Genomic DNA, 21,322 nt, shown 5'->3' with positions numbered 1-21,322 from the left:
CTAATCATGCGCGTTAAATCAAATAAAGAAAAAACACCCAAAATTAATGTAATTACACTGGGTTGTTCCAAAAACACTTACGATTCAGAAGTATTAATGGGTCAGCTTCGTGGCAATAATTTAAATGTTGAGCATGAATCTAATTCATTAGGGAAAGATGATATAGTGGTAATCAATACCTGCGGATTTATTGATAATGCTAAACAAGAATCTATAGATACTATTCTACAGTATAGCGCATTAAAAGAAGCAGGAAAAGTAGGGAAAGTTGTAGTTACAGGCTGTTTATCAGAAAGATATAAACCAGAATTAGAAGCTGAGATTACTAATGTTGATGCTTATTTCGGCACCAATGATTTACAAAATTTATTGCATAATCTAAACGCCAATTATAAACATGAGTTAATTGGGGAGCGCTTGCTGACTACCCCTTCTCACTATGCTTATTTCAAAATTGCAGAAGGTTGTAACAGACCCTGCTCTTTTTGTGCAATCCCATTAATGAGGGGCAAACATGTTTCAAGACCTTGGGAAGAATTGGTAAATGAAGCAAAAATATTAGCAGCAAATGGCACTAAAGAACTAATTCTAATTGCTCAAGATCTTACATATTATGGCTTAGATTTATATGGCAAAAGAAATTTAGACGAATTACTTAGACGCTTATCTGATGTTCCGGGCATTGAATGGATTAGATTACAATATGCTTATCCATCTGGATTCCCAATGGAAATTTTAGATGCTATGAATGAGCGTGAAAATATTTGTAAGTACTTGGATATGCCACTTCAACACATTTCAGATAATATGCTGAAATCTATGAGAAGAGGTATTACTAAACAAAAAACTACTGAAATTGTTCAGGAAATTAGAGCTAAAGTACCCGGAATAGCTATGCGAACTACACTAATTTGTGGTTACCCTGGCGAAACGGAGCAAGATTTCCAAGAAATGTACGACTGGGTTGCCGAAACCAAGTTTGATAGATTGGGCTGCTTTACTTATTCTCATGAAGAAAAAACTCATGCCCATACTTTAATTGATGATGTTCCTGAAGAAGTAAAACAAGAACGTGTTGACGCGATAATGGAATTACAACAAGGTATTTCATTTGAAATTAATCAGGAAAAAGTTGGAAATACTTATAAAGTTTTAGTGGACAGAAAAGAAGGTGATTTCTTTATCGGAAGAACTGAATTTGATTCGCCAGAAGTTGATAATGAAGTGCTAATTGATGCAAAAGATAATTTTGCAACGGTTGGCCGATTTATAAATGTTAAAATTGACCGTGCTGAGGATTTTGATCTTTATGGACAAATCGTCAAATAATTAAGAAATACATTATTTATCCTGAAATAAGCTAAATTAGCTACATGAAGGCAAAATATATATCTTATCAAGATACACACGCTTTTTCGAAGCTGGTTTTGGATTATATTAATGATCATCCAGCTTTAAAAAAGCTTTATCAGGAAAGACCAGACCTAAATGGCCTCATAAAAACCATCGAAAACCATAAATTTCATGGCGATAGATCGGTTCTTCACAAAGTTTTAAAGGAACAATATAGCGATGTCGACAAACATGAAATTGTTGAACAAAATATTGATCTTTTATTAAATGAAAATACTTTTACAGTTACAACAGGTCATCAGCTTAATATATTTACTGGCCCTTTATATTTTATTTATAAAATAGTTTCGACTATTAATTTAGCGAAAGAACTGAAGCATAATTTTCCTGCCTATAATTTTGTTCCAGTGTACTGGATGGCAACTGAAGATCATGATTTTGAAGAGATAAATCAAATAGACCTTGATGGCAAAACGATAAGTTGGCAGGAAGATGCAGGTGGAGTTACTGGCAAGATAAACACAAAATCAATCGCTCAAGCAGTAAATGCTTATAAAGCCTATTTAGGAATTAGCGAAAATGCACAAAAATTAGCCGAATTAATTGAAAGTGCCTATTTAAAACAATCAAATTTAGCAGACGCAACACGCTGTTTAGTAAATAGTTTATTTAAAGAATTTGGCTTAGTAATTATTGATGCAGATAACGCTAAGCTGAAAAAATTGTTTTCTCCGATTATTGAAAAAGATATTTTAGAAGGCAATAGCGATAAAAATATTCAAGATACCAACAGTTTTCTGAAAGCGCATAACTACCCTATCCAGGTATTTAGCAGACCAATAAATTTCTTTTATCTGGGCGATAAATTTCGTGAGAGAATTATTGAAAAGGATGGTTTTTTTGAAGTTAATAATTCTACCATCAAATTTTCTAAGTCAGAAATAATAGAAAAAATACAATCACAGCCCGAATTATTTAGTCCGAATGTGATTATGAGGCCCTTATACCAAGAATATATTTTACCTAATCTAGCTTATATTGGTGGTGGTGCCGAAGTTTCTTATTGGCTTCAATTAAAAGCAAATTTCGATTTCTATGGCATTAATTTCCCTGTTTTATTGCTTAGAAATTCTGCCATGGTATTAGACCCACGAAGCTTTAAAGATTTTAAAAGCTTAGGGATAAGTTACGAGGACTTATTTTTAATAGATGTTGATTTAGAAAACAAATGGATATCTAAAAATACTTCGAATAACTTATCCTTAGAAAAATATAAACATCAATTAGATGCGCTTTATAAGGATATTGAAGGTCAAGCAAAAAGTATAGATACTACTTTAGAACCTACCGTAAAAGGAGCTTCTGTAAAAACAGCTAACATCTTAAACAACCTAGAAAAAAAATTATTAAGAGCCGAAAAAAGAAGACACCAAGAATCTTTAAATAAAATAACAAATCTCAAAAATAGATTATTCCCTAGTGGCATACTTCAAGAAAGAGTTTTAAACTTAGCCCCTATGTATGTTAATTATGGTAACGATTTTATAGGCTCATTAATAAAAAATTTCAATCCCCTTGACGGCGATTTCACAATAATATTACCAGAATTAAATGCATAAAAATTTTTCAGAAGAAACTTTAAGAAATTTTACAAAGCAAGTATTTACTGAAATGGGATGTTCGGAAGAACATGCTGAATTAGCTACTGATGTTCTTATACAGGCAGATTTAAGAGGGGTAGATAGTCATGGTGTTGCCCGTTTAAGTGGCTATTACAGGCTTTGTTGTAAAGGAAGAATAAATACCACTCCTAATATTAGAATAATCCATGAAACGCCAACTACTGCAACGGTTGATGGAGATAGTGGCTTAGGTTTAGTGGTTGCTCCATTTGCCATGAAAATTGCTATAGAAAAAGCAAAAATTTATGGTAGTGGATGGGTTTCTGTTAAAAATTCTAACCATTTTGGAATTGCTGGTTACCATTCTTTAATGGCAGTTGAAGAAGATATGATTGGTATTAGTATGACCAACGCTAGTCCACTGGTTGCTCCTACTTATAGTAATGAACGTATGTTGGGTACTAATCCTATGTGTTACGCGTTTCCTGCTGGTAATTATCCGCCAGTGGTTGTAGATATGGCTACTGCAACTGCAGCAAATGGAAAACTAGAAATTGCCCAACGTGCAAAAAAACAAGTCCCAGAGGGATGGATCCAAGATAAATTAGGAAATTCTACTACAGACCCCGATGCGTTAAAAAATGGAGGTTCGTTACTTCCGTTGGGAAGCGATAAAGATCATGGAAGTCATAAAGGATTTGGTTTAAGTGCTACAGTTGATATCTTTTCGGCTGTTCTTTCAGGCGCCAATTATGGCCCTTGGGTACCACCATTTGTAGCGTTTTTAGACCCTCCATCTGATCCGGTTGGAGAAGGTATTGGTCATTTTGTAGGTGCTATGCGTGTGGATGGATTTAGGCCGATTGATGAGTTTAAACAACATTTAGACAATTGGATTTTAACTTTTAAAAATGCGACAACTGTAAATCCTAATAAAAAAGTAGTAATTCCGGGCGAACCAGAATATTTGTTTACACAAGAACGTAAACAATCAGGAATACCATTAGTACAACCGGTAGTAGACGATTTAAATCAATTAGCAACAACATTAAAAATAAATGGTTTATAAAAGCGGTTACTTCTTTACTTCATAATAAAGAATAATAGCTCCTCCTTTAAATTTTTTAGTTTTTATAAGCGTCAAGTTGGTCGTTTGATTAATGCCTTCAAACAACCTCCTGCCTTTGCCTTCAATTACAGGATGAATTAATAACTGCAACTCATCTAATAGTTTTAAATTTAAAAGCTGTAGGATTAAACTTTTACAACCTACATAAATATGATTTAATGATTTTTTCAGCGCCATTACTTCATCCTCTAGCGACCGTTCTGCCACTCTAGCGGTTTCCCAATCTATTGTATAGGGGTGATTAGAGAATACAATTTTCGAAATTTTATTTATCCGAGATGCAAATGTATTCATTGAATGATCTTCAGAAGGCGTTTCTAAAAATGATCTCCAATATTCCATCAATTCAAAAGTAATTCGACCATATAAAATTGCATCTCCCTGTTCTAGAAGATCAGCATAGTAATCATGAATTTCTTGATCTGGAATACCTGCGGTATGATCGCATACGCCATCCAATGTCATATTAAATGTAGCGATAACTTTTCCCATAGCTATTTTATCCTTTCGAGAATTCCCTTACGCTTTATTAAGTTTTTATAATCCCATTGGATACTTTGGGATTTTTTTAGCCATCTTTTTAAAGATGAAATATCTATTTCTGCAACAGAATTATAAAATATTGAAGCATCTTTAAATTTCTTTCCCTGTTGATTTAATTCTTCTTCTTCAAAATCTGCACCACTCCAGAACATCAACCTAATTCCCTTTTTTTGTTTGCTATATCCAACAATTGGATTACCATCCAAAAACCAAACTGGATTACTATGCCATATTTTACTTTCAGCATTTGGAAGTTCTTCATCAATTATTGCTGCTAACTTGTCGCAAATAAATACATCATCATTTAATTGCTGTTGGTTGTATTGCAGAATTTCGGGAGAAGTATTTTTCATAAACTACTATATTAAAGCTGGCAACAATTCTTCTAGTTGATTTAAACCAATTGTAAACCCTTCTTTAAAGCCCATGGCTACAGTCTGTTCTAAATCTTCAAGATTGTCAAAAGTAAGTACTAAATCGATAGTAGTTATTCCATTTTCATGTTTAAATAAATTTACCCAGTCGTTTTGAGGAAAGTTAGAATTCATTTCGCCATTCTCATCGCAAAATCCATCTCTTGCCGTAATAGATTGTTCTGTTTTTATTTCGCGATAATGAACTTTACTCCAAAATTGCTCTCCAGCTGGTCCAATCATAACATATAACCAATGTCCACCCGTCTTAAAATCCATTGATTTGGTTTCTACATACCAAGGTTTTGGCCCCCACCATTTATTTAATAATGCTGGTTCAGACCATGCTTTCCAAACGGTTTTTAATGGTGCATTAAATTCTCGCTTTATTAAAATCGTGTTATTTTCCTTATTTACTATAAAATCGAACAAAAGTTTATTTTTCATTTTATTGTTTAATTGTGGTTAATAAATCATCTAATTGATTGAAGCGATTTTCCCAAATAACTCTAAATTGCTGTAGCCATTGATCTAAAGCTTTCATTTTTTCTACCTCTAATGAATAGTAAATTTCTCTTCCTTTAGGCTCTTGACGAATTAATTCACACTCCGTTAGAATTTGTAAATGCTTAGAAACAGATTGTCGACTAGCCTCAAAATGCTCCGCAATATCGTTGGGCGTTAAAGCCTGAACGGCAATTAATGTTAAAATCGCTCGCCTTGTGGGGTCGGCAATTGCCTGAAATATATCTCTTCTTGTTTTCAATATGCAACTATTTAATTGCTAATATAAATGCAATCATTTGATTTCGCAAATAATTTATAAAAAAAAATCCTCGAGCAAAGCGCTCGAGGATTTCAATATTTAAAAAAGGGATTAATTAGATTAATCAATTCCTCTAAATAATCTATTCCATCTTATTTTGTTAAACCAACTACCAAAACTATCCCAGCTCATCCAAATAAATAAAGCCTTCCCAACAATATGATCTTCTGGAACAAAACCCCAATATCTACTATCAGCAGATTCATGGCGGTTATCGCCCATCATAAAGTAATAATTCATTTTGAAAGTAAAAGTGGTTTCTTTCTTCCCATTTATATAATAATCATTACCTTTTTTCTCTAAAGTATTCTTCTCATAAGCCTGAATAGCTCTACCGTACATAACCAAATTAGCGCTATCTAGAGCAATTGTCCACCCTTTTTTAGGAACAATGATAGGTCCAAAATTATCTACATTCCAAGGTCTGTTTTTATCGTGCGGGAAAATTTCTTCTTTAAAAGATTGTTCATTTGTCACTAGAGGATCAACCGTAGCTACAAAATCCAATTCCTTCAACTGATTAATCATTTTAGAAGAACCCTTCAACATATATTCTGTTTCCGAATATTGGAAAATCTCATTTCGTTGAATACTAAATCCTAGAGCTTCCACCGCTTCTAAATTTACATCAGCAGTTTTAAAAGTCACACGATAAGGCATCTGTCCAGTTTCAATTAACGGAGAAGGCTTTCCATTTATCATCACCAAACCAGCAACCATACTTAAAGTATCGCCACCTATAGCAACAACTCTTTTAATATAATTTTCGCGCTTATCAACAGGTCTATAAACAATTGTGTACATATTATCTACTGCCTCTTTACCGCTAGCTCTAACTAAAGATCTATAACTTGGTACCTGATTTTCCAGTGCAACGGTATCACCTTCAGGAAAATTAAAAACCACAACATCGTTTCTTTTAATCTCCTGCAAACCTGGCAGACGGCGATATTTCCACTGAACTCCATCATAATAAGCCTTTGTATTTAAAATGGGCATGGTATGATGTGCAAATGGAAATGAAATTGGAGTCATAGGAATTCTAGCTCCATAGTTTACTTTACTCACAAATAAGTAATCGCCAACCAATAACGATCTTTCCATTGAGCCAGAAGGAATCACATAAGCCTCAATAAAAAACACTCTAATTAAGGTTGCTGCAACAACTGCAAACACAATAGCATCAACCCATTCTCTTCCTTTAGATTTTTTCTTCTTTTTAGAATTATCTCTTTTTTTCCAGAATTTAAAATTCATTTTTATAATTTATTATGGCAATGTACACCATTTATTTAAAATTAAATACGTCTTCCACAGAATAGAATCCTTGTTTGTTTTCTAACCATTCTGCAGCTACAACAGCTCCCAATGCAAAACCGGCACGATTATGCGCTGTATGTTGAAAGGTTATTTCATCAACCTCAGAACTGTAAATAACGGTATGTGTTCCCGGCACTTCATCTATTCTTAAACTTTGAATAAGTAGTTCATTTGGTTTTACTACATTTTGAGGAATTTCATCTTCCAAGTGGTTTACCCATTCGTTTTTTCTTTCTATCTCCTCAATAATACCTTCTGCAATCGTAATTGCAGTTCCACTTGGCGAATCTAATTTTTGAGTATGATGAATTTCTTCAATTTGAACATCATAAACTGGATAATTATTCATCAGCTTAGCTAGATACTTATTTGCTGCAAAGAACAAATTTACCCCTACACTAAAATTAGACCCGTAAAGCAGCGAATTGTTACTCGCCATAACCTTATCTTTTACCTCTTGCAACTGACTATACCAACCTGTTGTACCCACTACTACAGGCACATTAGCATTTAAACAAACATCTATATGTTTTAAAACAGCATCTGGCGCTGAGAAATCAATCGCCATATCAGCATCTTTCAACATCGTTTCATCTAACTCAAATACCTCTCCTGCTCCGATTTTTAAGACAATAGAATGCCCTCTTTGGGTAGCAAATTTTTCTATCATTTGTCCCATTTTACCGTAACCTAATAATGCTATCTTCATAGTTTTAATGTTAATTTTAGGGCTGGTGTGAATTGTTGTGCAAAGTAATATTCTTGAATAACAACAGCTGGTGATATTTTTACCGATAAATTATCACCAACATCAAAATATTTTAATCGTGCAGACACATAAGCATCAATAATATTGATGGCATAAACACCAACATACGAAAATATAATAATTTCCCTATTTCTACGGTACACATCTTTGGCCGTAATTAAACTTGGTGTAGGATAAGATGCATACGGACTATTAGGATTTGGAACGTTATTGTTCTGCTGTCTGTATTTTAATTCATCTAAGAACAGATTATACTTTTTTGTATTATCTGCATAAGATATTGCCAAAGCTGCTGTACCTCCATAAATTAATCCAACTTTACCAATGCTCCATACAGAAACCTTATTGGTTAACTGACCTAATCCTGGTAATATTGCCGATTGAATTGCGGCTCTTTTTGCAGCAATTTTACCCTTATTTACATAAGGTTGAGTCTTTACGGTATCAGTTATTGAAGAATCTTGACGAGAACTCTGTGTAACCTGAGCACTGCTATTTAAAAAAAAGCAAATTAGAACGCCCAGGAAAACAAAAAATTTATTCATTTACCAATCTAAAAGTTCAAGAATTCTATTTAAATCGTCTTCTGATCTGAATGGGATTTCGATGGCCCCTTTACCTTGCTGTCCAATCTTTAAACGTACTTTAGAAGCAAACTTTGACGATAAATCGTCTTGCAATTTTTTAACTTCAAAAGAAGGAGTTTTAGATTGAGTCTTTTTTACAGGAATTTCATGCAAATTTCTAACCAATTCTTCCACTTTCCTTACCGACAACCCTTTATCAATAATTTCCTGATGAATAAAAAGTTGCTTCTCTAAATCATCAACATTAACTAATGCACGAGCATGACCCATAGAAATTTTCTGATCACGAATAGAAGTTTGTATAGAAGCGGGTAATTTTAACAACCTCAGGTAATTGGAAACGGTAGTTCTATTTTTACCCACACGCTCACCCAATTGCTCTTGTTTAATATCGCACTCATCAAGCATACGTTGAAAACTATAGGCTACCTCAATTGCATTCAAATCTTCTCTTTGAATGTTTTCAATTAAAGCCATTTCCAACATCTGCTGATTATCGGCCGTTCTAATATAAGCTGGAATTTGAGTTAAGCCAGCCAACTGTGAAGCTCTAAATCTTCGCTCACCAGAAATTAACTGAAATTTCCCACCATCCATCTTTCTTACAGTAATGGGCTGGATAAGTCCATGAACTTTAATACTGTCGGCCAATTCATTTAAGGCAACTTGGTCAAATTCTGTACGTGGTTGATAAGGATTTATCTCAATGGCACTTATTTCAATTTCCCCAATAGACTGACCGGCTGGCGCCTTAATTTCCTGAGCGGGGATTTCAGATTTAGTAGACTGAACCACATCCGAATCATCTAAAAGCGCACTTAAACCCTTCCCCAACCCTGTTTTACGGTGAAATGATGTCATATTGAAATACTTATATTTGAGCTGAAGTTGCTGCTTCAGATTCTTTTATCAAACCATTTTTTTTAACTATCTCTCTCGCCAGATTTAAATAATTAATAGCCCCTTTACAATTCGCATCGTGCATAATTACCGATACCCCATAACTTGGAGCTTCACTTAATCTGGTATTTCTCTGAATAATTGTTTCAAACACTAAATCCTGGAAATGAGTTTTTACTTCTTCTACCACCTGATTACTTAAACGTAATCTAACGTCATACATGGTTAAAAGGATACCTTCAATTTCTAATTCAGTATTTAAACGGTTCTGAACAATTTTTATGGTATTCAACAATTTCCCTAATCCTTCTAATGCAAAATATTCGCATTGTACAGGGATAATTACTGAGTCGGCAGCAGTTAATGAATTAATTGTAATCAACCCTAACGATGGAGAACAATCTATTATAATGAAATCGTACTGGTCTTTTACTTTTTCCAATACAGTCTTCATTTTATATTCTCTGTTTGCCAAATTAATCATCTCAATTTCCGCACCAACTAAATCTATATGTGCAGGAAGTAAATCTAAATTTGGAGTTTCAGTTTTCTGAATAGCATCTAACGGATCAATGTCATTAATAATGCATTCATAAATACTGTTCTTTATATTTCTTGGATCAAAGCCAATTCCTGAAGTAGAATTAGCCTGTGGATCTGCATCCACCAATAAAGTTTTATACTCTAAAACGGCAAGGCTTGCTGCTAAGTTAATGGATGAAGTAGTTTTCCCCACACCACCTTTTTGATTTGCTAAAGCAATTATTTTACTCATTGATCTCAGGAATATTTATCTATTTGCAAAGATTTTTATAACTTAAAAAGCGTATATTTGTAATCATAAAGGCGCTTTTTACAAAAAGCTAAGATACAAACTAAATGCTGAAAACTTTATCATTCATGAATGCGTTTTGCACATCTTATTAACAAATTTTTATGAATTTAATTATTTCGGCAACAAATAGACCCGACAGTAATAGCCTTAAAATCGCCAAATACTATCAAAACCAACTTAAAATCAAAGGCTTAGACACTTCTATTCTAAGTTTAGAGGAATTACCAGAAAACTTAATTTCTACAGATTTATATGGAAAAAGAAGTGAAGATTTTTTATCCATTCAATCAAAAGTTTCACAAGCAGAAAAGTTCATTTTTATAATTCCTGAATATAATGGAAGCTTCCCAGGTGTATTAAAAACATTTATTGATGCCTGCGATTTTCCTCAAAGTTTTTATGATAAAAAAGCCGCATTAGTTGGCATATCTTCAGGAAAATACGGAAATATTAGAGGAATAGAACACTTCACCGGTATTTGCCATTATATTCATCTTCAGGTAATGAATCTAAAATTACACATTCCCAATATTAGAACAGAGATAAATGAGCAAGGCGATTTGTTTAAAGAAGATACCGTAAAATTTACCCATCAGCAGATGGATAAATTCATTAATTTTTAGTTTCCAAATCTTATCCAAGCATTTCCTTCGTTGCCGAATATAAAAAAGCCGGGATGCAGAATTTCTGCTAAGTCTTCCACAAAACTTACTCTATCCTTTACTTCTTCTAAATTATAAAAATCTAAATTTATTAAGGCTACCCTGTTGTTCTTAACAGCTTGCCATTCTTGATCTATCAAAGCAGGCACTTGCGACATTAATTTATTTAGCCCTGCACCTTCTTCACCATAAATCACATAAACGCCTAGATTTGCCGCATCTACTAACATACCTCCCGCAGCTTCAACATAAGGCAACAATGCGAGATTCGCCTCATTAGACATTCCTACAAATGCAACAGGCATCGATTCAATAAACTTTAATTTATGCTCTACAAGCTCTAAACGCTCGGTAAATACTTCCCTTAATTCCGCGTTATCTACGCCTTGTAATATAGTTTCATGCGACATGCAACAAAGGTAAGTAGAAAAGGGGGAAATTAAACAAGGTAACATGAGTTGATGAAATAAAATCTAAACAATTTAACCAGTTAATTTCAAAAAAAATGCCCCCCAATTTATATTGAGAGGCATCTTTTATTTTATAGGATTTAATTAAATTCCACCCATTCCACCTTGCTGTTGTTCACCAGCTTTTAAGTCGTCATTTTTAATTTTTCCTTTGTTTTCAGCAAATTTTAATTTACCGAATTTATAGCTGAAATTAACACCAAATGATCTGATAGGGAAATAGATATCCATATTCTGAACGAAATTAGTTCCTGAATTTCTATTTACAATGTGTAAATCTCTACCAAATGGATTTAAAACATTGATACCTACGCTACCCATTTTATTCCAAATTTCTTTCTTTAAAGCAGCGCCATAAATTTTAATACCGCCAGACTCACCTTGGAATGTTCTACGTGTAGAGTTTAACACCATAAATGCTTCTGTATTCCAACCTTTTTTCAATATTAATGAAGTACGTCCCATAATGTTATAGTTCAAATGCGTACCAGAACTTTTATTGGTTAATGGATCTTTAACTTCATAACTATTTACACCGATATTGGTAATTAAATTCCAATTCTTAATTGGACTATATGATGCAAAAACGTTCATTCCGTACGACTCGCTTTTCCCTAAGTTTAAGTAGGTGGTTAGTTTTTGAGCTGGAAAATAGTATTGCTCAATAATAGCCTTGGTATTTCTGTAAAATACTGAAGCATTAATCACAGTTCCTTTTATAAATGTTGAATAGCCTAATTCTATATTATCACTGATCTCTGGGGCAAGATTTGGATTACCTTGCAACTGGTTTTGAGGATCTGAATCATTCAAGAATGGGTTTAAGTAAAATAAACTAGGACGTTGCATACGCTTATTATAACTTACCTTTAACATAGTAAAAGGACTAAATGCTCTTGATAATACTACACTTGGAAATAAGTTAAAATAATCGTTTTTGTAACTTACAGAATTTCCTGACAATCCTTTAATATCTGTATACTCAGTACGTAAACCAGCATTTGCCGTAATTTTCTCAGTAATTGGCGCCGTAAATACTACATAAGCAGAGGCTACATTCTGACTATAATCGAAATCTTGGTTGGTATTCTGATATTTACTCATAATATCTCTAAAAATACCTTTTAATCCAGTTTCGAATTTCATTTTTGCTCCAATTGGCAAAACATAATCCGTTTGTACAGTATATTCGTTGTTCTTACCTGTGTTATCGCCAATAGTAGAAAAGGTAGGCACTCCAGGTTGTACTACAGATGAAGTAAATCTATTGGTGTTTCTACCAAAACTAGCTTGACCAGAGATACTAAATTCTTCACCTTGTTTATCGGTCGTTAATCTATAATCAGCACTCCAGTCTAAATTATTAATCGGGGTTTCGTTATCAGTGATACGCGTAAAAGCTGTACTTATTCCGTTTAAAACAGTAGTACTTTGGAATGAACCATCGGTTGACATTAAAAACTTATTCAATCGAACATTCGTAGAAAAATTATGATATTTATTGAAATCATAATCCACACCAACTCCACCATTTAAACCCCATCTATTTGCTCTGTTTAAACCGTTTTGAGTAATATTAGATGTTGTAGTTATATTCTCTAAAATAATTCTAGTGTCTTGAGGAATTGAGTACATTACACCTAAATTACTGGTTACACCCAATCTTCCTTTTTTACCATTTAAACTAAAATTTCCGTTATTTTGACGTGTCCCTGTAGATACAGTTGCACTTCCATTAATTCCTTCAGCAGTTTTCTTTTTGGTGATGATATTTATTATACCACCCGCACCTTCAGAATCGTATTTCGCTGAAGGGCTAGTTATAACTTCAACATTTTTAATCTCATCAGCAGGAATCATTTTTAAAGCATCGGCAACACTATTTGCCATAGTACCAGAAGGTTTACCATTAATTAAAACCCTAACCGCCGAACTACCTCTTAACTGTATATTACCATCGGCATCTACCGTTAACATAGGTACCTTACGCATTACATCAGATGCATCGCCGCCAACATTGGTAATATCTTGTTCTGCATTATAAACCAGTTTATCAATTTTATTCTCTACCAATGGCTTTGTACCAACAAATTCAACACTTTCTATTTTTGTTTCGGTAGATAATAATTCTACATTGCCTAGATTTAAATCTAATTTTGCACCAGTAGTTATTGCAACTATGGTTTTAGATTTATAACCCATAAATCCAACTACCACCCTATATTCTCCAGGCGCTACATTCTGTAAAGTAAATTTACCTTTTTCGTCTGTAACACCTCCATTTATAGATTGGGTTTTGTCTTTAGGATAAAGCGCAACCACAGCATATTCAACAGGTTGTTTGGTTAAGCTATCAATAACCGTAGCCGATATGCGCCCAACAACTGCATTTTGAGCATTCGCCCCAAATATTACCGTGAAAATAAATAATGTAAATAGTAGTAATCTTTTCATATATATTTCTAACAATTTTTTATCTCAGGAAAAATATTTCCCTTCTTTTGAGTTAGAATTTATATATAGAAGTTTGTTACAGCTTAATTGAAATTAATTGCCTCAGGAAATCTAAGATAGAAATCGCTCACTATCACAGACAAACCTAAAATACAAAGCGCAAAATAAATAATCTGACTTAAAAAAGACACTTTAATATGGTCAGGATTTTTTCTGTTTTTTAATTCCGCACTAACGTTTTGGATATTTTTATAGATAATAAAGAAGTAAATAATAGCAGGAATTATAAACAATAATGGGTTTAATTCCAACCGTCTAGTCATGCTCGTTAAAATATAGGCTAAAATGAACAAAACCGGAATATCCGTCTTGCCTTTTTTCTTGGTTTCTAAACTGGTATTTTCGGTTTGACTATCCATTTCGCTTTTTAAGTAAATTATAAAGGGGCCAATTAAGCCCCTCAAAATTTATATTACAATATTTATAATTCTTCCCTTTACAAAAATCACCTTTTTTGGGATTGCTCCTTCTAAATATTTCTGAACATTTTCATCAGCCAAAACTATGGATTCTACTTCTTTAGCATCTAAATTCAGACTTAAATTTAAGTTTAATCGCATTTTCCCATTAATAGAAACAGGATAAGAAAAACTATCTTCAACTAAATATTCTGGATTAAACATTGGGAATTGTGCATAAGATAATTTACCCGCTTCTTCACCTAATAACACCCAAAGTTCTTCACAAATATGTGGCGCGTAAGGAGATAAAATAACCACTAAATCCTTTAGAATCGCTCTCTTATTACATTTTAAATCGGTAAGTTCATTTACCGCAATCATAAAGCTAGAAACAGATGTATTGAATGAAAAACGTTCAATATCATCTTGTACCTTTTTAATGATTTTATGTAATGCTTTTAATTCTGCTTTAGTAGGTTCATGGTTACTTACCACAAAATTAAATTCATTATCGTGGAATAATTTCCAAAACTTACGTAAGAATTTAAAAACACCTTCAATACCATTGGTATTCCATGGCTTACTTTGCTCTAATGGTCCTAAGAACATTTCATACATACGCAAAGTATCTGCTCCATAACGTTCGATTAAATCATCCGGATTAACAACGTTATATTTAGATTTAGACATCTTCTCTACTTCTACCCCACAAATGTATTTCCCGTCTTCTAAAATAAATTCGGCTGTCTTAAATTCTTCTCTCCAATTACGGAACTGTTGGATATTTAATTGATCGTTAACCACCATATTAACATCAACATGAATAGCAGTACAATTGTACTGAGCCTTTAAGCCATGTGAGACATAAGTATTGGTTGGTTTTCCATTTGCATCAGCAACACGGTACACAAAATTACTTCGACCTTGAATCATCCCTTGGTTGATTAGCTTTTTAAATGGCTCTTCTTCCTGGGTATATCCTAAATCTTTTAAAAACTTGTTCCAAAATCTGCTGTACAATAAGTGACCTGTAGCATGCTCAGAACCACCAATATATAAATCTACATTCTTCCAATAATCAATCGCCTCCTTAGAAGCAAATGCTTGATTATTATCTGCATCCATATATCTAAACCAATACCAGCTACTTCCTGCCCAACCTGGCATGGTAGACAGCTCATAACTATATTTATTGGCACTATAACTCCAGTCTTTTGCTCTTGCTAAAGGAGGCTCGCCTGTTTCAGTTGGCAAATATTTATCAACTTCTGGCAATAATAAAGGTAACTCCTCTTCATCAATTAAATAAGGTAAGCCATCGTTAAAGTACACTGGGATTGGTTCTCCCCAGTATCTTTGTCGTCCAAAAATAGCATCGCGCATTCTAAAATTAACCTTAGCTTTACCAACATTATTTTCTTCAATCCATTGATTTAGTGTAGCTACAGCTGCACTGTAATCCATACCATTAATAATCCCTGAATTTATATATTTTCCTTCCTTTGTAGGATCTGCTTGAATATTTAAATCTACCTGTGCATCGGAAATTTGCTGAATAGGTAAATTAAATTTTGTTGCAAAAAGCCAATCGCGCTGATCTCCACTTGGAACGCCCATTACGGCACCCGTACCATATCCCGCCAATACATAATCAGCAATCCAAATAGGAACTAATTCCCCATTTAATGGGTTTATTGCGTAACTACCTGTAAATGCTCCGCTGGTAGATTTGGTATCTGCCATACGGTCTAATTCAGACTTTTTCTTTGTTTGCTCAATATAATTTTCTACATCAGCTTTCTGTGCAGGCGTAGTAATTTTTGAAACCAGTTCGTGTTCAGGCGCAAGTACTAAGAAAGACACACCATAAATGGTATCAATTCGTGTAGTAAAAACTTCAATTTGCTGACTTGATAATTCTGAACTTAATGCATCATTTTCATTTAATTTGAAACGTACCGATGCTCCTACACTTTTTCCAATCCAGTTTTTCTGCATCTCCTTTACAGGATCAGGCCAATCAACCGTATCTAACCCTTGCAATAATCTATCAGCATATGCTGTGATTCTCATACTCCATTGCATCATTTTCTTTTGCTCAACGGGATGACCGCCACGCTCAGAAAACCCATCTTTAACTTCATCATTGGCAAGAACAGTACCCAATGCAGCACACCAGTTTACTGTACTTTCCTTTAAATAAGTTAGTCTATATTTTAATAAAATCTCCTGCTTTTGTGTTTCAGAATAATTAGCCCAATCTGAAGGTTGAAAATCTATGGTATCATCATCACTAACTGCATTTACATTTAAAGTACCTGAGGTTGAGAACTTTTCAATTAAGGTAGAAATAGGTTCTGCTTTATCAGCATCAATGTTGTACCATGAATTAAATAATTGCATGAATATCCATTGCGTCCATTTATAATACCCTGCATCACTTGTTCTCACTTCCCTATCCCAATCAAATGAGAAACCTATTCTATCTAATTGCTTACGATAAGTATTAATATTGGATTCGGTTGTAATAGCGGGATGTTGACCTGTTTGTATGGCATATTGTTCGGCAGGTAAACCGAAAGAATCGTAGCCCATAGGGTGTAAAACATTAAATCCCTTTAGTCTTTTATATCTTGCAAAAATATCTGACGCAATATACCCCAGCGGGTGACCTACGTGTAATCCTGCTCCCGAAGGATAAGGAAACATATCTAACACATAATACTTTGGCTTTTCTGATGTAGTATTTGTTTTAAAGGTTTTATTACTGGCCCAAAACTTTTGCCAACGCTCCTCAATATCTTTAAACTGATAATCCATTTTGTTTCTTGTGAAATGGCGAATTTAAACAAAAATGAGAGAATTTTTATGATCAATTTTCGCTAAACTCAATATACTATTGCATTCTTATCTAGCGTTATAGACAAAACAAAAACAAGTTTGCTAGAATAATTTCTTGTAATAATTTTAATCTTGTTTTAATAATACCTGTTTATCATATGCTTTACTATTGTGAGTTAATTCATTAATCCTTAATTTCGCAATGACAGATAACTTGTTTTATGGAAGAATTTGAAGATAGCGCTGCGGCCAAAAAAACCAAGACCATTTACATCTCAACAATATTTAGCATCACTCTAGTTCTATTGATGTTAGGGTTGTTAGGGTTAATTCTTGTTCACGCAAAAAATTTAAGCAACTATGTAAAAGAGAATATTGTCTTAAATATTATTGTTGATGAAGGCGCTAACGAAGCAGATATTCTTGCGTTTCAAAAAACTTTGAACGCCAATGCGATGGTAAAACAAACGCAATACATTAATAAAGAACAAGCTGCTCATAATTTAGCAAAAGATTTAGGTGAAGATTTTGTAAACTTCCTAGGTTATAATCCTCTATTAAGTACTGTTGATGTTTACTTAAAAGCAGAATATGCAAACAATGCTGGAGTAGATTCTTTAAAGAAAACCATTGAAACCAACCCGCTTGTTAAAGAAGTTATTTACCAACGATCATTAATTGATATGGTGAATAAAAACATAAATACCATTGGCTTAATTATATTAGCCTTTGCTGTTATCCTAACCATAATATCTGTTGCATTAATAAATAACACCATTAGACTGGCTATTTATTCTCAACGATTTTTAATAAAAAGTATGCAATTGGTTGGTGCAACTAAAAACTTCATTAGGAAACCATTTTTATTGTATGCTGGATTGCATGGCTTAATCGCTGCATTTATTGCAATTATAATTTTATTGATTACATTATATTTCGCTCAACAAGAAATTGAGGAAATTAAAATTCTACAAAGCTATTCTGAGTTCGGAATAGTACTTATTGCCATGATAGCAATAGGAATAATTATTACCTGCTTAAGCACTTACTTTGCGGTAAGCAAATATTTAAGATTAAAAAGTTACAATTTATATAGATAATGGTAAAAAAGAATCCAACCGACAATTCAAAATCGCCTATGGCGTTTACACGCAAAAATTATCAATTATTATTGATCAGCATGGCCATTGTGGTTGTAGGCTTTTTATTGATGATTGGGGACGAGAATATTTATGATATTCGTAAAACCTTAATAGCTCCAGTAACGGTATTAGCCGGTTTCGCTTTTGGAATTTACGCAATTTTAAAAAAATAAATTTTCGCACAAATTCTAACCAAGTAAAATGGATTATTTTCAGGCATTTATTCTTGCCATAATTGAAGGTATAACAGAATTTCTTCCTGTTTCAAGTACCGGTCACATGATAATTGCTTCGTCGTTTATGGGTATCCAGGCAGACCCATTTGTGAAGCTTTTTACTATTGTTATTCAACTTGGAGCAATTTTATCTGTTGTGGTACTCTATTTCAAAAGATTCTTTAAATCGTTTGATTTCTACCTTAAACTTTTTGTCGCATTTTTACCTGCAGCCTGCCTAGGTATATTATTAAGCGATTTAATAGACACGATGCTAGAAAGTGCTTTAACCGTGGCAATATCGTTAGTTATTGGTGGTGTTATTTTATTGTTTGTAGATAAATGGTTTAACAAAGGAACACTAAAAGATGAATCTGAAGTTAGCTATGTAACTGCATTAAAAATTGGCTTTTTCCAATGTTTAGCTATGATTCCTGGAGTAAGTAGAAGCGGTGCAAGTATTGTTGGTGGTATGGGCTTAAATTTAACCCGTAAAGCTGCAGCAGAGTTTTCTTTTTTCCTAGCTGTACCTACAATGTTGGCTGCTACATCGAAAAAATTATTAGACTTTTATCAAGAAGGACATATCATTACCAGCGACCAATTAAAGGTGCTGGCTTTTGGCAATATAATTGCCTTTATTGTTGCCATGCTTGCCATAAAATCGTTCATTGGATTTTTAAATAAGTATGGTTTTAAAATGTTTGGCTGGTATAGAATTGTAGTGGGATTAATTCTTATTATCTTAATTCTATCGGGCAAAACACTCGAAATATTATAAAAATATTGAATACTGAACCTAAAAATGAGCATAGTTTAGAAAATAAATTAGCTCAATTAAATTTTGTAGAAGGTGCATTATTATTAATTAATAAACCTTATAAGTGGACTTCTTTTGATGTGGTTGGAAAACTGCGAAATGCCTTTAAACCATTAAAATTAAAAGTTGGACATGCTGGAACTTTAGATCCTCTAGCAAAAGGCTTATTAATAATTTGTACGGGCAAAATGACCAAACAAATAGATTCTTTTCAAGCACAAGAAAAAGAATATACTGGGACATTAATTCTGGGTGCTACAACGCCTTCATTTGACATGGAAACAGAAGTTGATGCTAGTTTCCCGATTGAAAATATAACAGAAAAAGACATTTTAAAAGCCGCGTCAGAATTAACCGGAGATATTACTCAATTTCCTCCTGCACACTCTGCAGTGAAAGTTAATGGCGAAAGGCTGTATGTTAAAGCAAGACTTGGTGAAGAAGTTGAATTAAAACCACGTTATGTTTCTGTACCTGAATTTGAAATCACAAGAATTGAACTTCCTGAAGTTGACTTTAGAATAGTTTGTAGTAAAGGAACATATATCCGTTCGTTGGTTTCTGATCTAGGCAAGAAATTAAATAATGGTGCCTACCTATCTTCGCTTACAAGAACTAGAAGTGGCGACTTTCATTTAAAAGATGCCTACGAAATAATGGAACTTGTTAATTATATTAGAGCTAATCAACCTCATAGACCAGAATCTATTTAAGTTACAGTGAATATCTACCATAACATATCTGAATTTAATAAAATAGAACATGCTGTTGTTACTATTGGGACATTTGACGGGGTTCATTTTGGCCATCAAAAAATAATACAAACCGTAGTAGAACGTGCTAAATTGGCAAATGCCGAAAGTGTAATCCTAACCTTTTTTCCTCACCCGAGGATGATTATAGATCCTGAAAATGCGGCTTTAAAAATGATTAACACGATCGATGAAAAAGCTCAAATTTTAGAAAAATTAGGTGTAGATCACCTCATAATTACCCCTTTTACCAGAGATTTTTCTAACCTAAGTCCAGATCAATACATCAAACAAATATTGGTTGATACCATTGGAACAAAGGAATTAATAATTGGTTACGACCATAGATTTGGTAAAGACAGAAAGGGCGGATTAAAAGAACTAATAGATGGCGGAGAAATTTATGGCTTCAAAGTTCAGGAAATTGCAGAACAAGATATTGATGATGTTGCCGTAAGTTCTACCAAAATTAGAACAGCACTTTTAAATGGAGATGTAAAGCTAGCTTCGCATTATTTAGGCTATAATTTTTCTTTAACAGGAAGTGTAATTAAAGGCGATAAAATTGGAAGAACAATTGGATTCCCAACAGCCAATTTATTTGTTGAAGAAAGTTATAAGCTTATTCCAGCAGATGGAATTTATGCCGTTTCTTTACATTTAAGCAAGGAAGACAATTTAGATTCTATTTCCCAAACCTATATCGGAATGGCCTATATTGGACAAAGACCAACCATAAATGGGATGACTAGAAATATTGAAGTAAATATTTTTGATTTTAACCAAGAGGTTTACGGGCAACGCTTAACTATGGAATTTCATGAGTTTTTAAGAGCCGATTATAAATTCCCTAGTCTAGAAACTATGACCGAACAGTTAAAGTTAGATAAGGAAAACACCATAAGTTATTTTAAGAACAATCCATTAAGCCTTTAAAAAAAGCCCTTGATATAGGTTAATTTTTTAGATTTCCGAGTTCAAAAACCGCCTCGATTCTATTAATATTTAGTTTTTTTTCGTATATTTACCTATATGAATAAGCTGATTAATCTATTATCAAGATTACTATCTTTAATATCTTCAGCCCAATCGCGAATAGTATTTTTTCTTTCGCAACCCATTTTTCGTGTCCCATATTTTAATAATTGGACAACCCATTTAAATTTACATTTACCTTCCAACAGCTTAAAACCTTTGAGCTATGGAAA

The 21,322-nt window shown here is 33.4% G+C and carries 22 protein-coding genes; 9 read left to right on the top strand and 13 right to left on the bottom strand.

Going from position 1 to position 21,322, the window contains the following annotated elements:
* Nucleotides 1-6 precede the first annotated feature (6 nt).
* The 3 genes from rimO to VRU49_RS06185 are packed head-to-tail and all read left to right on the top strand — an operon-like array spanning nucleotide 7 to nucleotide 4,044.
* Nucleotides 7-1,329, top strand: coding sequence for a 30S ribosomal protein S12 methylthiotransferase RimO (rimO, locus tag VRU49_RS06195; protein WP_330145932.1), 1,323 nt, complete (start codon nucleotides 7-9; stop codon nucleotides 1,327-1,329).
* Between the two features lie 44 nt (nucleotides 1,330-1,373).
* Complete coding sequence (gene bshC / locus VRU49_RS06190; RefSeq protein ID WP_330145931.1) at nucleotides 1,374-2,972, top strand: bacillithiol biosynthesis cysteine-adding enzyme BshC; 1,599 nt, start codon at nucleotides 1,374-1,376, stop codon at nucleotides 2,970-2,972.
* Nucleotides 2,965-4,044, top strand: a complete 1,080-nt coding sequence (locus tag VRU49_RS06185) for an Ldh family oxidoreductase (protein ID WP_330145930.1) — start codon at nucleotides 2,965-2,967, stop codon at nucleotides 4,042-4,044. The genes bshC and VRU49_RS06185 overlap by 8 nt, the downstream gene beginning before the upstream one ends.
* A 6-nt stretch (nucleotides 4,045-4,050) precedes the next feature.
* On the opposite strand, the gene VRU49_RS06180 is transcribed toward VRU49_RS06185, so the two are convergent.
* The 9 genes from VRU49_RS06180 to VRU49_RS06140 form a co-directional block, all read right to left on the bottom strand.
* A complete protein-coding gene (locus tag VRU49_RS06180; RefSeq protein WP_330145929.1) occupies nucleotides 4,051-4,596 on the bottom strand; it encodes a dihydrofolate reductase family protein in 546 nt (181 codons plus the stop codon).
* Nucleotides 4,597-4,598: 2 nt separating this feature from the next.
* The gene (locus VRU49_RS06175) at nucleotides 4,599-5,000 is read right to left on the bottom strand and encodes a DUF1801 domain-containing protein (protein ID WP_330145928.1); all 402 of its coding nucleotides are present in this window, start codon (nucleotides 4,998-5,000) and stop codon (nucleotides 4,599-4,601) included.
* 6 nt (nucleotides 5,001-5,006) lie between these two features.
* A complete protein-coding gene (locus tag VRU49_RS06170) occupies nucleotides 5,007-5,507 on the bottom strand; it encodes an SRPBCC family protein (protein WP_330145927.1) in 501 nt (166 codons plus the stop codon).
* 1 nt (nucleotide 5,508) lies between these two features.
* Nucleotides 5,509-5,826 (bottom strand): ArsR/SmtB family transcription factor, encoded by a 318-nt coding sequence (locus VRU49_RS06165; RefSeq protein WP_330145926.1) that lies wholly within the window; start codon nucleotides 5,824-5,826, stop codon nucleotides 5,509-5,511.
* Nucleotides 5,827-5,946: 120 nt separating this feature from the next.
* On the bottom strand, nucleotides 5,947-7,143 hold the full coding sequence (gene lepB, locus VRU49_RS06160; RefSeq protein WP_330145925.1) for a signal peptidase I: 1,197 nt from the start codon (nucleotides 7,141-7,143) through the stop codon (nucleotides 5,947-5,949).
* Between the two features lie 31 nt (nucleotides 7,144-7,174).
* Entirely contained in the window at nucleotides 7,175-7,915 is a 741-nt protein-coding gene (gene dapB, locus VRU49_RS06155; protein ID WP_330145924.1) for a 4-hydroxy-tetrahydrodipicolinate reductase, read from the bottom strand.
* Nucleotides 7,912-8,520: a DUF5683 domain-containing protein gene (locus tag VRU49_RS06150; protein ID WP_330145923.1), complete on the bottom strand. Its 609-nt coding sequence runs from the start codon at nucleotides 8,518-8,520 to the stop codon at nucleotides 7,912-7,914. The genes dapB and VRU49_RS06150 overlap by 4 nt, the downstream gene beginning before the upstream one ends.
* Nucleotides 8,521-9,423 carry a ParB/RepB/Spo0J family partition protein gene (locus tag VRU49_RS06145; protein WP_330145922.1) on the bottom strand — a complete coding sequence of 301 codons (903 nt, stop codon included), beginning with the start codon at nucleotides 9,421-9,423 and terminating at the stop codon, nucleotides 8,521-8,523.
* 10 nt (nucleotides 9,424-9,433) lie between these two features.
* Nucleotides 9,434-10,237, bottom strand: coding sequence for a ParA family protein (locus tag VRU49_RS06140; protein ID WP_330145921.1), 804 nt, complete (start codon nucleotides 10,235-10,237; stop codon nucleotides 9,434-9,436).
* A gap of 161 nt (nucleotides 10,238-10,398) precedes the next feature.
* Here VRU49_RS06140 and VRU49_RS06135 point away from each other — a divergent pair, with 161 nt between their 5' ends.
* Nucleotides 10,399-10,920 (top strand): NADPH-dependent FMN reductase, encoded by a 522-nt coding sequence (locus VRU49_RS06135; RefSeq protein WP_330145920.1) that lies wholly within the window; start codon nucleotides 10,399-10,401, stop codon nucleotides 10,918-10,920.
* Here the strand turns inward: VRU49_RS06135 and VRU49_RS06130 are convergent.
* From VRU49_RS06130 to leuS, 4 genes are all read right to left on the bottom strand, one after another.
* Entirely contained in the window at nucleotides 10,917-11,369 is a 453-nt protein-coding gene (locus tag VRU49_RS06130) for a hypothetical protein (RefSeq protein ID WP_330145919.1), read from the bottom strand. The genes VRU49_RS06135 and VRU49_RS06130 overlap by 4 nt on opposite strands.
* Nucleotides 11,370-11,513: 144 nt before the next feature.
* Nucleotides 11,514-13,883: a TonB-dependent receptor gene (locus VRU49_RS06125; RefSeq protein ID WP_330145918.1), complete on the bottom strand. Its 2,370-nt coding sequence runs from the start codon at nucleotides 13,881-13,883 to the stop codon at nucleotides 11,514-11,516.
* Nucleotides 13,884-13,966: 83 nt separating this feature from the next.
* Complete coding sequence (locus tag VRU49_RS06120; protein ID WP_330145917.1) at nucleotides 13,967-14,302, bottom strand: hypothetical protein; 336 nt, start codon at nucleotides 14,300-14,302, stop codon at nucleotides 13,967-13,969.
* Between the two features lie 48 nt (nucleotides 14,303-14,350).
* Nucleotides 14,351-17,164 carry a leucine--tRNA ligase gene (gene leuS / locus VRU49_RS06115; RefSeq protein WP_330145916.1) on the bottom strand — a complete coding sequence of 938 codons (2,814 nt, stop codon included), beginning with the start codon at nucleotides 17,162-17,164 and terminating at the stop codon, nucleotides 14,351-14,353.
* 242 nt (nucleotides 17,165-17,406) lie between these two features.
* Here leuS and VRU49_RS06110 point away from each other — a divergent pair, with 242 nt between their 5' ends.
* The 5 genes from VRU49_RS06110 to VRU49_RS06090 are packed head-to-tail and all read left to right on the top strand — an operon-like array spanning nucleotide 17,407 to nucleotide 21,050.
* Nucleotides 17,407-18,285 carry a cell division protein FtsX gene (locus VRU49_RS06110; RefSeq protein WP_330145915.1) on the top strand — a complete coding sequence of 293 codons (879 nt, stop codon included), beginning with the start codon at nucleotides 17,407-17,409 and terminating at the stop codon, nucleotides 18,283-18,285.
* A complete protein-coding gene (locus VRU49_RS06105) occupies nucleotides 18,285-18,500 on the top strand; it encodes a DUF3098 domain-containing protein (RefSeq protein WP_330145914.1) in 216 nt (71 codons plus the stop codon). The genes VRU49_RS06110 and VRU49_RS06105 overlap by 1 nt, the downstream gene beginning before the upstream one ends.
* Before the next feature lie 28 nt (nucleotides 18,501-18,528).
* Complete coding sequence (locus tag VRU49_RS06100; protein ID WP_330145913.1) at nucleotides 18,529-19,323, top strand: undecaprenyl-diphosphate phosphatase; 795 nt, start codon at nucleotides 18,529-18,531, stop codon at nucleotides 19,321-19,323.
* A 5-nt stretch (nucleotides 19,324-19,328) separates the two neighbouring features.
* Nucleotides 19,329-20,075 (top strand): tRNA pseudouridine(55) synthase TruB, encoded by a 747-nt coding sequence (truB, locus tag VRU49_RS06095; RefSeq protein ID WP_330145912.1) that lies wholly within the window; start codon nucleotides 19,329-19,331, stop codon nucleotides 20,073-20,075.
* Between the two features lie 6 nt (nucleotides 20,076-20,081).
* Nucleotides 20,082-21,050 carry a bifunctional riboflavin kinase/FAD synthetase gene (locus VRU49_RS06090; RefSeq protein ID WP_330145911.1) on the top strand — a complete coding sequence of 323 codons (969 nt, stop codon included), beginning with the start codon at nucleotides 20,082-20,084 and terminating at the stop codon, nucleotides 21,048-21,050.
* Nucleotides 21,051-21,322: the final 272 nt, after the last annotated feature.

This window comes from Pedobacter flavus (genome assembly GCF_036324285.1).
Lineage (GTDB): Bacteria > Bacteroidota > Bacteroidia > Sphingobacteriales > Sphingobacteriaceae > Pedobacter > Pedobacter flavus.
The sequence above is the reverse complement of the archived record's forward strand: the minus strand, read 5'-3'. Positions and strand labels throughout refer to the sequence as shown.